This is a genomic window from Candidatus Brocadiaceae bacterium (assembly GCA_012728835.1).
GTDB lineage: Bacteria > Planctomycetota > Brocadiia > SM23-32 > SM23-32 > JAAYEJ01.
In genome coordinates, this window is record JAAYEJ010000031.1 from 124,384 (window position 1) to 139,379 (window position 14,996).

Sequence of the window (14,996 nt, forward strand, 5' to 3'; positions counted from 1 at the left end):
GTCAGGTGAACTGGACGGTCAGGTAGTGTGTCGAGCACGAAATGCAGGGGTCATACGATCGTACGAGCATCTCCAGGAGCAGCCGCAGCTCGTCCTGCCCGCGATCGAGGAACTCGGGGACGAACGCCTCGAAGTCCTTCTGGATGTTGGCGTGGTTCTGGTTGGTGGGGATGACCAGGTTGGCCCCGGTGCAGCGTCCTCGGTCGTCGTAAGTGTAGTCGTGGAAAAGGATTCCGCGCGGGGCCTCGACGCAGCCGACGCCCTGGCCGGCCTTCGGCGTCACCGGGCGGCGCGCGTCGTCCTGCAGGCCGTCCGAGAGCAACTCGTCGATGATCCCGCGGGCCTCCACGAGCACCTGGACGCATTCGACCAGTTGCGCGACCGAGTTCATGAACGGGTTGGCGCAGCCTTTGGCCAATGCAAACCGGGCGGCCACGTCTGCCGCTTCGGGCAGAAGGTGCTCGGCGTTGAGGTTGAACCGCGCCAGGGCGCCCACGGCGTAGCAGTCGCGGTGCCAGCGCGTCCACTTCGCGGTGGACTGCGGCGAGACGCGTTCGTTCGCTGCGGAGCGGTACTCCGACACGGGGACGGGGTCAGCGTCGGTGCTGCCGATCTCGCCGTCGTAGAACGTGTAATGCCCCGGCTCGACCTGCGCGACGTATTCGGTCTCGCGGCGGAACGCGGGCAGCCGGTCGGCAACGCTGAGCACGACGTCGGCGACCGCGCGGACGTCCGCCAGCGCAGCCTCGAGCTTCGCGTCCAGTTCCTTCAACTGCTCGGCGGTGGGCAACCGGGTGAACCCGCCGGGGCAGAGCGTCACCGGGTGGGTGATGCGGCCGCCGAGCAGCTCGGACCATTCGTTGGCGGCCCTGTGCACGCGCACGATCGCGAGCACGGCGTCGGTGTGCGTGTCGATGAGCGGGATCACGGAAGGCGCGTTGAACAGATCGGGCGCGACCAGGTAGCCGACGTGGAGGATGTGGCTCTGGAGCTGCTCGGAGTAGTGGATGAGCAGACGGAGCTTCTGCGTCTGGGGGCTGACCTCGATGTCCATGGCGGCTTCCGTCGCCTTGACGGAGGCCAGCGAGTGGCTGATGGAGCAGATCCCGCAGACGCGGCTGACGATGGTCTGGATGTCTTCGTAGCTGTGGCCGCGCACCATGGCCTCGAAGAACCGCGGCGCCTCGGGCACCTGCCAGACCACCTCCTCTATGCGGCCGTCGGCGGCCCGGACCAGGATGTTGCCGTGCCCCTCCACGCGCGTGAGGTGATGGACACGGATGTCAACGGTGCTCGACATGGGTGGGCTCCTGCTGGCTGTTGAACAGCGTCAGGCGTCTCTGGAGGTCCTCAACGGTCTTCCCGTAGGTCTCCATCACTTCCCGGGCGGCGTCGACATTCGGGTTCGGGGCCAGCCCGCGGCACCCGTAGCACCACATGCCGGCCGCCGGGCAGGGGGCGTTGCAGCCGGCCCGGGTGACGACGCCCAGGCAGATCTCGTTGTACTCGTACCGGCATACGGTGCCACGCGCCTTGCACTCCACGCAGACGGGATAGGTGGGGAGGTCCGGCTCCCTGCCCAGTGCCAGACACCGCACGACGTGGCCGAACTCCTCCCCGGTCATGGGGCAGCCGTGCACGTAGTAGTCGACCGGGACGACCTCGTTGACGGCCTTCGTCGGGCCGGTGTTGAGGTGGGGCATGTCGGCCCGTTCTCCGTAGACCAGCCGGCGCACCTCGGCGAGGTCGAAGTTGTTCTTGATCCGGTTGATCCCGCCGATCGTTGCGCAGGCGCCCAGGGCGACCAGGATGGGGGCCTTCTCGCGCAGTTCCCTGACCCGTTCCTCGTCCTCCGGACGGGTGATCGAGCCCTCGATCATGAGGATGTCGTAGGGGCCGTCGTCCTCCTCGGCCATGGCCTCGCGCCATCGGACGGGCTGCACCAGGGTGATGAGGTCCAGGATCTCCTCCTCCAGGTTCACGATCTGGAGCTGGCAGCCTTCGCAGCACGCGAAGTCGTAGATGGCGACTCTGGGTTTGCCCATTTACTGGATGGCCTCCCTGGCGCTCATGAGGTCCGCGAAACGGAAGACCGGGCCGTCCTGGCAGACGTACTGCCCGTTGACCTGGCAGTGTCCGCACTTGCCGACGCCGCACTTCATGCGGCGCTCCAGGGACACGTAGGTGTTCTCGGGGGGGACGGCCATCTTGTCGAGTTCGAACAGGACGAACTTGTACATCACGGGCGGCCCGCAGACGATGGCCGTCGTCCGGTCCGGGGCCATGCTCAAGCCCGGCATCAGCGTCGTGATGACGCCCGTGCGGCCGGTCCATGCCTCGTCGCCCCGGTCCACCGTCTCCAGCAGGCGGACGTCGTCTCGGGCCGACCAGGCGGCCACTTCGTCCACGAACAGACGCTCGGCCGGCGACCGGGTGCCGATCAGGATCGTCACGTCTCCGTAGTCCGCCCTGTGTGCCAGCACGTACTGGACGGCCGAACGCACAGGCACCAGGCCGATGCCGCCGCAGAGGAAGAGCAGGTCGCGGCCCCGCATAGCGCCGTCGACCGGGAAGTGGGTGCCGAACGGCCCTCGGACGCCCACCCTGGCGCCATCCTCCAGGCGGTGCAGTGCGGTCGTGAGGGTGCCCGCGCGCCGGACCACGAGTTCGAAGGCCGGGCGCTCATCGGGTGCGGAGCAGACGGAGATGGGGGCCTCACCGAACCCGGGCACCGAGACCTCGACGAACTGGCCGGGCATGTGTCCCAGAGGCCGGCCGGTGTCCAGCGCCAGCTCGAACCTCGCCTCCAGGGCGGTGAGAGCACGGTTCTGCAGGACGGTTGCTACCTCCGGGAGGTAGATGTCGCGCTGTTCTCGGCAGGTGCAGGGCATACGTGCTCCTCCGACAGGCGGTTGAAGACCTCGACGGGGTTCGCGATCCGGGCCACGCACGCGGAGATGCAGCGCCCGCAGCCGACGCAGCCGACCTGGCCGATCTTCTCGGGGATGTACAGCCCCTTGCGCAGGTACCGATGGCGGAACCGCGCCGCCGGTTCCGCGCGGAAGTTGTGGCCGCCGGCCACGGTGGCGAAGTCCGCCAGCATGCAGCCGTCCCACGCGCGGTAGCGCGATCCCACGCGCACGTCCCAGTCCGGCGCGTCGCGCACGTCGAAGCAGTAGCAGGTGGGGCAGACGAGGTTGCAGGAGCCGCACGAGAAGCAGCGAGCGGCCCTCTCGGCCCAGACGGGGTGCTCATAGTGGAGGGCCAGAAGCGCCGGCAGGTCCTCCGGAGCGACGGTCAGTTCGTGGCGGCGCATCGCCCGGCGGTTCTCGTGCCAGACGTGCAGGCGGCCCAGCAGGGCCTGGCGGCCGGCGGGCCGCTGCGCGGGCAGCCCCTCGGCCAGCGCCCGGCCCTTCTCCGTGCGCACGTCCAGCACGTATCGGTCGTCCACCTTGGTGAGCAGCGCGTCGAATCCGTCCGTGCAGACGGCCGTCCCCATGCAGCCCGCGAAACAGTCCGCGGACACGCGTTGCACGTCGCACGCAACGATCGTGGCCGCGCCGCGGCGCGCCAGGTAGTGGGCGTCCGGCCGGCCCTCGGCGAACAGGCGGTCGAGTTGCGCAATCGCCGCCACGTCGTACGGATGCACGCCGAACAGCACGAACGGGGTCTCGTCAAGGCGGCTCTCCCAGCGGCTGCCCTCGTACCGCAGAAGGGCCTCGCGCGGCGGCAGGAAGTACTGCTTCGGGGGAGTGACGGCGACGTCGTGATCGAGCCGCAGGTCGCCGACCCGGGACAACCGGTCAAACGCGAACGCCTTCCCCCGCGCCTGCGGGCCGCTCACGCGGATGCGCGCGATCAGCGCCGTGACCCATGCATCCAGTTCGACCTGCTGCAGTTCCACCAGGCCCATATGCCCCTCCCCCTGTGCTGCAGGGGACTGTGCCTGCCGCCGGGCCGCCGGCAGAGACGGCCCGGCCCGATGGTGCCGCGGCCGGCCCCGCGATCGACGCCGCCGGGCAGCATGCCCAGCATCGTAACCAATACGGGCCGCTTGTGCAAGCACGATATTTGACCACAACGGAGCGGCCATGCGCGTGCGCGTGTCGTTGCGCCGTGCGGCACAATGCGATAGAACGGCGGGGAGGGATTCAACCGTCAGCGGAGACACGCCACATGGACGCCGCCCGGAAGGCCGTACTCTACGTGCCGTCGGAAGAGGCCATCGACCGGTCACTGGACGCGCGACGCTACGTCAAGCGGCTGGCCACGCACCTGGACCTGACAAGACGCTACTACGACCCGTCCCTCGATGACCTGCGGCTGCCGGGGGACGCCTGTTCCGTCTGCGTGCTGACGGGGCTGAGCAGCCTGGAACTGGAGAGCGGCTACATGGAGATGGAACTGGACACCATCTTCAAGCCGCAGGAGCTTGTCGGCCGGCTGCGTGCTGCGCTTGCACGCGACTTCCCGATCGTCGCGATCGTCGACGACGCCTACTCGGACTACGTCATGAGTGCCTTCATCAAGGCAGGCGCCTCGGCGGTGGTGGGCACCAGCGGGGAGTTGTTCGGCATGGTGGTTTCGCGCGTGCCGAGCTGGGACGCGCTGATTCCGTACATCAACGCGTTCCCGCGGCTGGCGTAGCAGCCTGCTGAGGCCGGGCGGGTGTGCCTCACCCCCCCCTCAACAGGCCGGCAGGCGGCCCGCCCCGCATGGCGACGGCAGACGGAGGACCGTGTCGACGCTCACTCGACCGGCACGAGGATCTCGACCGCCGGCTCGGCCGACTCCTCTTCCTGCTCATACATGGTGAGGTACACCTCGCGGGTGGGCTCGCCTGCGCGGTACTTGTAGCCGCGCGCCGTGATCGCCTCGAATATCTCGACGTACGCCTGGTAGACGTTGGAGAAGTCGCCCGTGAACATGGCCGAGGCCATGGTCCCGCCGGGCACCACCTTGCGCACGATCTCCTCTTCGCCCTGGCAGGTCTCCTCGATCGGCAGGCAGACCTCCGCGCGCAACTGGTCGGCCGGCACCTTCGCCGGGTCGTCGTAGAAGCAGCCGAACGGCTTGCCGCTGTACGGATGTCCCGCCCGCAGGAGCCATGACATGAGTTCCTCGAGCTTCCCGAGCGCCTGGTCGTAGGGCCCGGTGAACGGGAGGCTCATGACCGTAATGGGTTCCAGTTCCTTGATCTGCACTTCGAGCACGGTTTCCTCCGGTGTCTGTGGAGCGCGAGGGCGAGGCGGAACGTCCCCCGATCAGCCACTTTCTTACCATGCCCGCCGACGGTTGTCAAGCGGCAACTGCCTCTCCTTCGAACACTTACGGAACCATGCGGCCGCTCTAACCCCTTGCCTGCGGAAGGGTTCGGATGGCCGAGGGGGGGCGCGCACGCCGCCCCACGCCCGCGGGCGGTGCACGACGGGGCTGCGGGGCGGTGGCGCCTCCGCACGAACGTTTTTGCTTTCGCCTCGGACGCGGGACTACAATGTCCGTCGTTCTGCGGTAAGGGTGTACCCATAGGCGACCGAGATGGACGGAAAACAACGCACACGGTTCATTGTCGGGCTGGTCATGATCGCTCTCGGAGCGTTCCTGCTGACGAGCCTGTTCACGCATGACCCCACGGAGGGGCCGTTCGCCGACTTCCTGGCAGGGGAGACCGACGGGAACGCCTGCGGCCCGGCCGGAGCCTGGGTGTCGGCCCACATGTTGGTCCTGCTCGGCTGGACGGCGCATGCCCTGGCCGCGGCGGTGACGCTCGGCGGCGTCCTGGTGGCCCTGCGCCCCAGGATGTCGGGCTGGGGCATGCGGGGCATCGGCCTCGCGCTGCTGGTCGCCACGGGCATCGTGGTCCTGGCGATCCTGAACGCCTCGGCCGAGAGCACGGCGTCGGTCTACCAGGCGGGCGGCGGCCGGGCCGGCGGCATGCTGGGGGTGCTGCTCACAACGGCGCTCTACCGGGGCGTCGGCTCGTCCGGCACACTCATCCTGTGCGGGCTCTCGTGCGCCATCGGGGCGTTCCTGCTGGCCGGGGCGGAGTTGACGGCCTTTGTGAACTGGCTGCTGCGTGCGACCGGCGGGGCGGCCCAGGCCGTGCTGCGCATCCTGTCGTTCGCACGGCGGGCCGGGCCGCGAGCGGCGCGCGAACCGAAGAAGGTCCCGGCCGAACGGGCGCCGAAGCCGCCGGTGCGTGTCGCCTCACGGCCCGACGAGGACGCCTTCGGGGTGCCTGCGGCCGCCCCGGAGCCCGCGGACTCCAAGGAGTCCGCGGACTCCTTGGAGTCCGCGGACCCCGATGAGGGCGAGGAGGAGACGCAGTTCGCCGAGGAACTCATTCCCGAGCCGGCCGTGATCACGCGCCACACGCGCACGCCGCCGGACATCGAGGAGGAAGAGGAGGCGCTGGAGTTCTTCAACGGTCCCGAAGGCGGCGAGGGGATGGCGCCCGAGTTCCGGATCCCGCCGGTAGGCCTGCTGGACGAACTCGAGAGCGGTTCGGGCGGCGACGACGAGAGCGAGATCCGCGAGAAGGGCCGCATCCTTGCGCGCACGCTGGGTGAGTTCAGGGTGGAGGCGCGGGTGGTGACGGTCATGCGTGGGCCCGTCATCACCATGTACGAGCTGGCCCTGGCGCCGGGCACCAAGGTCTCAAAGGTGGAGTCGCTGGCCGACGACCTGGCGATTGCACTCAAGGCCCCGAACGTGCGGATCGTGGCGCCGCTGCCCGGCCGGAACACCGTGGGCATCGAGGTGCCCAACACCGAGCGGGAGGTCGTGGGCGTCCGGGAGCTGATGGCCGAGGTCGGCAAGAAGGCCCAGAATCACGCCATCCCGCTGTTCCTGGGCAAGGACACGGCCGGAACACCCCTGGTGCTGGACCTGGCGCGCTGCCCCCACCTGCTGGTCGCGGGGGCCACGGGCGCGGGCAAGTCCGTGGCCATGAACGCCATGATCCTGAGCATCCTCATGACGCGCACCCCTGCGGAGGTGCAGCTCCTACTGATCGACCCCAAGTCGGTGGAGTTCAGCCTCTACGCCCGCCTGCCGCACCTGATGTGCCCCGTGCTGTCCGACATGAAGAAGGCCGCCTCGGTGCTGAAATGGGCGTGCAAGAAGATGGACGAGCGCTACTCGATCCTGGCCGCCGTCGGCGTGCGGGACCTGAAGAGCTACAACGCGCTGGGCAAGGAAGAGATCCTGCGGCGGCTGGACCCGGACGAGGATGCCGTCATCGACGACGTGCCGTTCTACATGTCCCACATCGTCATCATCGTTGACGAGTTCGGCGAGCTGATGATGGTGGCGGCCAAGGAGGTCGAGAAGAGCGTCATCCGCCTTTCGCAGAAGGCGCGGGCGGTGGGCATCCACCTCATCTGCGCGACGCAGCGCCCGTCCATCGACGTGATCACGGGCCTGATCAAGTCGAACCTGCCGGCCCGCATCGCCTTCCAGGTGGCCTCGATGGTGGATTCCCGCACCATTCTGGACCGCAACGGGGCGGAACGCCTGCTCGGACGCGGCGACATGCTGCTGCTGCCGCCGGGCAGTTCGCGCCTCGTGCGGGCGCAGGGCTCGTTCGTGTCCGAGGAGGAGATCGAGCGCGTCGTCGAGTTCCTGGAGGCCCAGGGCGGTCCGCAGTTCAAGGCCGAGATCCGCGACTACCATGCGGCCGAGGGGGTCAGCGGTGAGTTCGAGGACGACCTGTACGACGAGGCGGTTCGCGTCGTGGTCGAGACGCAGCGCGGCTCCGTGTCGCTGCTGCAACGCCGTCTGGCCATCGGCTACTCGCGCGCCGCGCGCCTCGTGGATATGATGGCGGACGCCGGCATCGTGGGCCCCCACACGGGCAGCCAGGCCCGGCGCGTCCTGATGACCCTCGAGCAATGGGAAGCCGCGCACAGCGCAAGCTGACGCCGTCGTTCCCCGAAAGCGCCCATGTCACGTTCCGATGCCGCCCGGCCGCCCTGCGTCGCGCTGCTCACCCTGGGCTGCGCGAAGAACGTCGTCGACTCCGAAGAGATCGCGTCCCGCCTCGAACAGGCCGGCGTGACGGTCGGCCATTCCGTGGGCGATCCCGACGTCGTCATCGTCAACACCTGCGGTTTCATCGATCCGGCCAAGGAAGAGAGCATCCGTGTCATCGTCGAGGCCGGAGCCCTCAAGAGCGCCGACGGCCCCCATGCCCTGATCGTCACCGGCTGCCTGAGCCAGCGCTACGGGCAGGACCTGGCCGAGCTGCTGCCGGAGGCCGACGCGCTGATCGGGATCGACCCGGCGGCGGCCGCCGAGGCCGCCCTGCGTGCGCTCGGGCTGCCGGCGGTGCCCGCCGGATGCATCGGCCGTCTGCGCAGCCGGCGCCTGACGCCCGCCGCCTGGGGCTACCTGCGCATATCGCACGGGTGCGACAACCGCTGCGCCTACTGCGCCATCCCACTCATCCGCGGGCCGATGCGCAGCCTTCCCGAGGACGAACTGCTGGCGGAGGCGCGCTACCTGGCCGAGGACGGCGTCCGGGAGCTGAACGTCATTGCCCAGGACACCACGGCCTACGGAACCGACCGGGAGGGGCGGCCGACGGTGCACCGGCTGCTGCGCAAGCTCTGCGCGATCGACGGCCTGCGGTGGGTGCGGCTGCTCTACGCCCATCCGGCGCACATCGACGAGGAACTGATCGCCGTGATGGCCGGCGAAGAGAAGGTCTGCGCCTACGTCGACATGCCGCTCCAGCACATCAGCGATCCCGTGCTGGCCCGCATGGGGCGCAAGGTGACGCGCGAGGACGTCGAAGGCCTGATCACGCACCTGCGGGAGCGCATCCCCGGCGTGACGTTGCGCACGACGTTCCTGACGGGTTTCCCGGGGGAGACCGACGCCGATTTCGAGGAGCTGCTCCAGTTCGTGCAGGACGCGCGCTTCGACCGGATGGGCTGCTTCCCATACTCCCGCGAGGAAGACACCCCGGCGCACGACATGCCCGGTCAGGTCCCGCCCGAAGTCGCCCAGGAGCGCTGCGACGTGCTGATGACCGCACAGCAGCCGATCGCGTTCGAGTGGGCGGCCGGCCGCGTCGGGACGCGCGTGCTCGTGCTGATGGAGGACGGGGCGCCGTCCGTGGACGGCGCGCCGTCCGCCGACGCGCTCCGGCCGGCGCGAAGCCGGGCGGAGGCGCCGGACGTGGACCCGCTCATCCTCGTGGCGGGTGACGAGGTGCCGCCGCCGGGCACGTTCGTCGAGGTCGACATCGTCGGCTCCCGCGACTACGACTGCACGGCGCGCACGGTGGGAGGCGATCGTGGGACGCCTTGACGCCGGCGTGCTGTTCGGAGGGCGGGGCGGGACCGCCGTCATCGGGGCGGCGGGCGAGGTGCTGGACGAGTGCACGTCGACCAACGACGTCGCGCGCGAGCGGTTGCGCGCCGGCGTGCCCGACGGCTACGTCGTGGCGTCCGAGTATCAGGGCGCGGGGCGCGGACGGCAGGGCGGCTGGGTCTGCCCGCCGGGCAAGGGGATCCTCCTGAGCGTCGTGTTGCGCATCCGCCTCCCGGCCCGCGAACGCCGCCTGCTGACCATCCTCGGGGCGGTGGCCGCGGCCGAGGCCGTCCGGTCGTTCGGCGTGCCTGCGCGAATCAAGTGGCCGAACGACATCGTCATCGCGTCGCATCGCCGAGGGACCCTGAGGATCGCCAAGCTGGGCGGCGTGCTCGTCGAGGCGGAGGTCTGCGGCGATTCCGCCCCGGCGCACGTGCTCGGCGTCGGCATCAACGTGAACATGGGGCCGGGCGACCTGCCGACGGGCACGGCCACGCCCGCCACGTCGATGCAGAACGCGGCCGGCGCGTCGTTTCGGCGTTCGGCCGTGGCCCGGGCGCTGCTGACCGAACTGGACGGTTGGTACCGTCGCATTGCGGCGGGCCAGTCCGAGATGCTGCTGGCACGCTGGCGGCGGCGGAGTTGTCTTGTCGGCTGCCAGGTGCGCGCAGAGGTCGGGCGACGCGTCGTGGCGGGCACGGTGCGCGGAGTGCGCAGCAGCGGAGAGCTGATACTGGAGGTGGGGCAGGGGGAGCGCCTGCTCCTGTCGGACAGCCGTGCCCGGCTTCTCCCGTAGACGGTGTCACATAGGCCGCCCATCATTCGGCCTGGGGCCGCATGCCATGGCCGGAGGAGCCCTTCGGCGCGCGGGAATCTCTTGTGTTCCCGCAGGCGTCCTGTATCATGGCTGGCCGGCCGATCGGCAGGCATCCTCTTGGGAAAGGCCCACGCGCATGTTTCCGAGCAGAAGGCGTTTCGCGCCCGTCCTCCTCGTGTCGCTTGTCCTGAACTTCCTGTTCATCGCCCCCGGCGTCTCCGCCGACGTTCAGCCCCACACGCTGTTCGGCGACAACATGGTCCTCCAGCAGAGGGCCGACGTCCCCGTCTGGGGCACCGCCGACCCGGGGGAGGCGGTCACTGTCTCCATTGCCGGGCAGACGGCGCAAACGACGGCGAACCCGGACGGGTCCTGGATGCTCAAGCTCAAGCCCCTGGAACCGGGCGGACCGCACCAGATGACCATCGCCGGGAAGACGACCGTCACCATAGACAACGTCCTGGTGGGCGAGGTCTGGGTGGCGTCGGGGCAGTCCAACATGAACTTCGAGCTCGGCGACGCCGCGAACGGCCCCGAGGAGGTTGCCAACGCGAACTACCCGAGCATCCGCTTCTTCTACGTCAACGACAAGTCCCTCCCCGAGCCGGTCAAGACCGTACGTGGTCGCTGGCGCGTCTGCACCCCTGCCGACGCTCGAGGCTTCTCCGCCACCGCGTATTTCTTCGCACGACACCTCCATCGCCAACTCGACGTCCCCATCGGCATCCTTCAGTCCTCGCACGGCGCAAGTCCCGCCGAAGCCTGGACCGAAGCCCGCGCCCTCAAGGCCTGCATCCCCGAGGCCGTGGAACGCTACGAGGAAGTCCGCAACGATCGCATCCTCGAGCGACACGAGCGAGAGCTTGCGGCGTGGGAGGAGGCCGGAGGCGAGGCCGGCGGCCGGCCCAAGCCCCAGAAGCCCAAGCTGCCCCGCGCGGGAACCTGGGTCCACATGCCCAGCGGCTTCTGGAACGGCGCCATCTACCCGCTCATCCCCTACGCAATCCGCGGCACCATCTGGTACCAGGGGGAATCGAACACGGACACCGCAGAGCAGACGGCGGAGTACCACAGGCTGCTGCCGGCGATGATCCGATCCTGGCGGCAGGAGTGGGGGCAGGGGGACTTCCCTTTCCTCATAGTCGAACTGGCACCCTACCTCCGCGTTCGCGAGGAGCCCAGCGACGGCCGCTATCCGCGCGTGCGCGAAGCGCAGCGGATCACGGCCGGGAACGTGCCCCACACCGGGCTCATCTCCACCACCGACATCGGCGATGCCCGTGACCCGCACCCCAAGAACAAGCAGGATGTCGGGAGGCGACTCGGGCTCCTCGCAGAGGCCATGGTGTACGGGCGCGACGTCGTCTACTCCGGACCCGTCCTCGAGTCCGTTGAGATCGAAGGGAACCGGGTCCGGCTCACGTTCAAGCACGTCCACGGCGGGCTTGTCACCAACCCCCCGGACCAGCCCGTCACGGGCTTCGCCGTGGCCGGCGAGGACCGCAGGTTCGTCTGGGCCCAGGCCGGCATCGACGGCTCCGACGTGCTGGTCAGGAGCGACGAGGTGACCGCCCCCGTTGCCGTGCGATACGCGTGGGCCGACAACCCGGTCTGCAACCTGTTCAACAGGGACGGCCTGCCGGCGTTTCCGTTCCGCACCGATGACTGGTAGAGGGCCCGCCGGAGGCAGCAGCCCGTCGAGGAAGTCTTCTTGTGTGGCACAGGCGCCCCGCCCCGTCGGGCAGGCCTCGCCTGTGCGTTCTTGCGTGCCGTCAGGCCGTTCCAGACCTGGACCAACAGCCGAGGGCTTGCCCGCCGGGGCGGGCGGGGCGGCTGCTCCACACTTCTACAACGGGCTGATAGACGGGCACACTTCGCTTGCCGGGAATCTGACCTCAGGGCGATGTCGATGGCGTTTCGTCGCGCGACGCGCGAAGCGTGATGCGAAGGCGGTCCTTGCCCATCTCCTCCGCACCGGTTTCCCACGAGAGCTTGTTCATTCCGGCACGGTTCTGACAGCGCGATGGGCTGGAGAGCGTGGGGCGTGCTTGTGCTGCTGCAGCCCCCGCCGGACAGGATGGCCCGGCACGCTGAACCAGTACAATTGCTGTCGCTGCCCTTGAGGAGCAGTTCATCCTATGCGATGGCGAAGAGGAAGGCGTGAGCCTGCATATGGATTACTTGCATGCCATAACGTCCGGCACACCCCAAGTCTCACCGGGCGTATTCAGGCATTGTGTGTGCGAGGTAACCGTTCACGGATTTCCTGAGAATCTGCCCTCGGGGTTGGCGTATCCTGCCGCATCATGGCAGATGCAGCGACATCCGGATGCCCCAACTGCAGGCGGCTCGAAGGCCTTCTGGTCGCTCTGGAAGCACGCGTGACGGAGTTGGAGGCGCACAACGCCTCGCTTGAGTCCGAGATTGCCCGGCTGTGCAAGGACTCCTCCAACTCGCACAAACCGCCGTCCAGCGATATCGTCAAGCCGCCGGCGGCCAGCTCAGCGTCTGGGGCCAGCACCTGCCCGGGCAGCCCATGTGGGCCGAGCAGAACCTCCCCTGGATCGAGGAGACCCGCCCGGTCGAGCCCGATACGCACATGTGGGCGCAGGTCGAGATCGAGCTTGCCAGGCACCTGTATAACGCGCTTCGAAACGGCATCCCGTTCCCGATCAGGAACAGCGATGCGCTCGAAGTGGCGCGCATCTCGGAGATCGTCAGGAAGCAGAACCCGCAGTTCCATTGGGCGGAATAGAACCCCGGATTCCCGCGACGCTGAATGGAGGGGATAACGTGCACGCGATCGTAGTCAAGGCCGACAAGTCGCTCGAATGGCGCGAGGTGCCCGACCCGGTCATCAAGGCGGGCGAGATCCTGGTGGAGGTGCATGCCGCCGCGCTGAACCGCGCCGATCTGCTGCAGCGCGAGGGCAACTACCCGCCGCCCCCCGGCTGGCCGGAATGGATGGGGCTCGAGGCCGCCGGCGTGGTGCTGGAAGCGACGCCGGGCGGACGCTGGAAGGCCGGCGACCGGGTCTGCGCGCTCCTCGGCGGGGGCGGCTACGCGGAGAAGGTGGCCGTTCCCGCCGACATGGCCCTGCCGGTGCCGGAGGGGCTGTCGATGGTCGAAGCGGCCGCCATCCCGGAGGCGTTCGCCACGTCGTATCTGAACCTCTGCATCGAGGGCGGCATAAAGGCCGGCGAGACCGTCTTCATCCAGGCGGGAGCCAGCGGGCTGGGTATGGCGGCGATCCAGCTGTCCAAAGTCGTCGGCGCGAAGGTGGTCACCACCGTCGGGTCGGAAGAGAAGGCACGGTTTGTGCGCGACCTTGGCGCCGACGTGGCGATCAACCGCCGGAAGGAAGCCATCCCGGCCGTGCTGAAGCAGCATCCGGTGGACGTGGCTTTGGACTGCGTGGCGGGTAAGGACCTCGGCCCGTGCCTGGAGACGATGGCGCGCGGCGGACGCTGGATCATCATCGCCACGCTGGGCGGCTCCACAAGCGAACTCAACGTGACGGACTTCTTCAGACGCGGCGTCAGGCTGATCGGCAGCACGTTGCGCAGCCGGACGAGCGAGATGAAAGCCGAGATCCTCGCGGGCATGGAGACGCTGCTGTGGCCGGCGTTTGCCTCCGGCCGCGTCAAGGTGCTGATCCACAAGACGCTGCCGATCACGCAGGCTGAAGAGGCCCACGCGATCCTGCAGAGGCAGGAGAACCTGGGCAAGGTGGTGCTGACGGTCAGGTGAGGGCAGTTCCCCTTCAACCTGCGGTCCTGGACGGCCTCCACTGGAACATCAACGACGTACTGCAGCCGGGCGGTGGATAGAGTGTTTTCGCATGGGAGGCACGGCCTTGGCGTCTGTGAAAGAAGTCGTGCTTCAGAAGAAAGCGGTGGTCTTCGACCTTTTCCACACCCTCACGGCCATCGAGTCGAGCTGGGGCAAGGGGCTGCCCTTCACATGCGATATGCTGGGCGTCAGCCGCGAGGCGTGGGACGACCAGTTGCAGGTCCATTCCCGGGCGCGGCTGACCGGTCAGGTGCAGGACCCCATTCGCATCATCGGGGAGATGGCGCGGGCCATCGATCCGACGATTGGCGACGTGGCCGTTGTGGCAGCCGTGGCAAACCGCGTCAGGAGGTTTGAGGCGGCGCTTCTGGACATACCCGACGAGACGGTCGCGGTCCTGCAGACGTTGAAATCACGAGGCAAGCGGCTCGGGCTGATCAGCAATGCGGACGTGATGGAGGTCGAAGCTTGGGGCCGGTCGCCGGTGGCTGGCTTCTTCGATGCTGCGGTCTTCTCGTGCCTTGTGGGGACGGTCAAGCCGGAGAGGGAGATCTACGAATTCTGCCTCAACCGATTGGGCGTCAGCCCGTCTGAGGCGGCCTTTGTGGGCGATGGCGGTTCATCTGAACTGCAGGGCGCCAGAGCGGCGGGCATGGTAACGGTCATGATCACCGGCATCATCCGTGAGCTTTGGCCGGACAGGATTGAGGAGCGGAAAGCCCATGCCGACTTCGTGATCGAGCGCCTGCCGGAGCTTGTCTGAGATGGGGAGAATTGGGGCCACGAAAGAAGCCAGTCAATGACGGCAACACGACGATCCGTCCCTTCTCAGAGCCAGACGTTGAGCACGTGGCGACAGTGAAAATCGCGTGCTGGCGGCGCTTCTTTCAGAGCATCGTGCCCCCGCCCCGGCTTGATTCGCTGACGGTTGAGGAGGTATGCGCTAGTGTAATGTCCCATAAGTGCGGTTGATTAACAGTTCGCGGCATGGTATCATTCTCCGCATAGGAGGGTGAGGACCATGCGACGAGCCAAACCGATTGTGCTGGACAAGGAACAGACGGAAGTC

Annotated in this window: 12 protein-coding genes and 1 pseudogene; 8 read left to right on the forward strand and 5 right to left on the reverse strand. The window is 68.3% G+C overall.

All coding sequences use genetic code 11. The features are described 5' to 3' along the window. Position 1 precedes the first annotated feature (1 nt). Genes GXY85_05100 through GXY85_05115 form a run of 4 tightly spaced genes read right to left on the reverse strand, consistent with a single transcriptional unit; the run spans position 2 to position 3,913 of the window. Positions 2-1,300, reverse strand: a complete 1,299-nt coding sequence (locus GXY85_05100; protein ID NLW50208.1) for a Ni/Fe hydrogenase subunit alpha — start codon at positions 1,298-1,300, stop codon at positions 2-4. Then, positions 1,284-2,045: a cytochrome B gene (locus GXY85_05105; GenBank protein ID NLW50209.1), complete on the reverse strand. Its 762-nt coding sequence runs from the start codon at positions 2,043-2,045 to the stop codon at positions 1,284-1,286. The genes GXY85_05100 and GXY85_05105 overlap by 17 nt, the downstream gene beginning before the upstream one ends. Then, the gene (locus tag GXY85_05110) at positions 2,046-2,891 is read right to left on the reverse strand and encodes an oxidoreductase (protein NLW50210.1); all 846 of its coding nucleotides are present in this window, start codon (positions 2,889-2,891) and stop codon (positions 2,046-2,048) included. Then, positions 2,843-3,913: a Ni/Fe hydrogenase subunit beta gene (locus GXY85_05115; protein ID NLW50211.1), complete on the reverse strand. Its 1,071-nt coding sequence runs from the start codon at positions 3,911-3,913 to the stop codon at positions 2,843-2,845. Before GXY85_05115 ends, GXY85_05110 begins: the two co-directional genes overlap by 49 nt. A gap of 263 nt (positions 3,914-4,176) precedes the next feature. Here GXY85_05115 and GXY85_05120 point away from each other — a divergent pair, with 263 nt between their 5' ends. Further along, on the forward strand, positions 4,177-4,647 hold the full coding sequence (locus tag GXY85_05120) for a hypothetical protein (GenBank protein ID NLW50212.1): 471 nt from the start codon (positions 4,177-4,179) through the stop codon (positions 4,645-4,647). A gap of 101 nt (positions 4,648-4,748) precedes the next feature. On the opposite strand, the gene GXY85_05125 is transcribed toward GXY85_05120, so the two are convergent. Then, on the reverse strand, positions 4,749-5,213 hold the full coding sequence (locus tag GXY85_05125) for a GyrI-like domain-containing protein (protein NLW50213.1): 465 nt from the start codon (positions 5,211-5,213) through the stop codon (positions 4,749-4,751). A 325-nt stretch (positions 5,214-5,538) separates the two neighbouring features. Between GXY85_05125 and GXY85_05130 the strand changes: the two genes are divergently transcribed. The 7 genes and pseudogenes from GXY85_05130 (at position 5,539) to GXY85_05160 (ending at position 14,690) form a co-directional block, all read left to right on the forward strand. After that, positions 5,539-7,920 (forward strand): DNA translocase FtsK, encoded by a 2,382-nt coding sequence (locus GXY85_05130; protein NLW50214.1) that lies wholly within the window; start codon positions 5,539-5,541, stop codon positions 7,918-7,920. A gap of 24 nt (positions 7,921-7,944) precedes the next feature. Beyond that, positions 7,945-9,315: a 30S ribosomal protein S12 methylthiotransferase RimO gene (gene rimO, locus GXY85_05135; GenBank protein NLW50215.1), complete on the forward strand. Its 1,371-nt coding sequence runs from the start codon at positions 7,945-7,947 to the stop codon at positions 9,313-9,315. Further along, on the forward strand, positions 9,302-10,114 hold the full coding sequence (locus GXY85_05140) for a biotin--[acetyl-CoA-carboxylase] ligase (GenBank protein ID NLW50216.1): 813 nt from the start codon (positions 9,302-9,304) through the stop codon (positions 10,112-10,114). Before rimO ends, GXY85_05140 begins: the two co-directional genes overlap by 14 nt. Positions 10,115-10,271: 157 nt before the next feature. Continuing rightward, positions 10,272-11,807: a sialate O-acetylesterase gene (locus GXY85_05145; protein ID NLW50217.1), complete on the forward strand. Its 1,536-nt coding sequence runs from the start codon at positions 10,272-10,274 to the stop codon at positions 11,805-11,807. 882 nt (positions 11,808-12,689) lie between these two features. Then, positions 12,690-12,890, forward strand: a pseudogene (locus GXY85_05150) (gfo/Idh/MocA family oxidoreductase). A gap of 38 nt (positions 12,891-12,928) precedes the next feature. Further along, complete coding sequence (locus tag GXY85_05155; protein NLW50218.1) at positions 12,929-13,885, forward strand: NAD(P)H-quinone oxidoreductase; 957 nt, start codon at positions 12,929-12,931, stop codon at positions 13,883-13,885. Positions 13,886-13,991: 106 nt separating this feature from the next. Further along, a complete protein-coding gene (locus tag GXY85_05160) occupies positions 13,992-14,690 on the forward strand; it encodes an HAD family hydrolase (GenBank protein NLW50219.1) in 699 nt (232 codons plus the stop codon). Positions 14,691-14,996 lie beyond the last annotated feature (306 nt).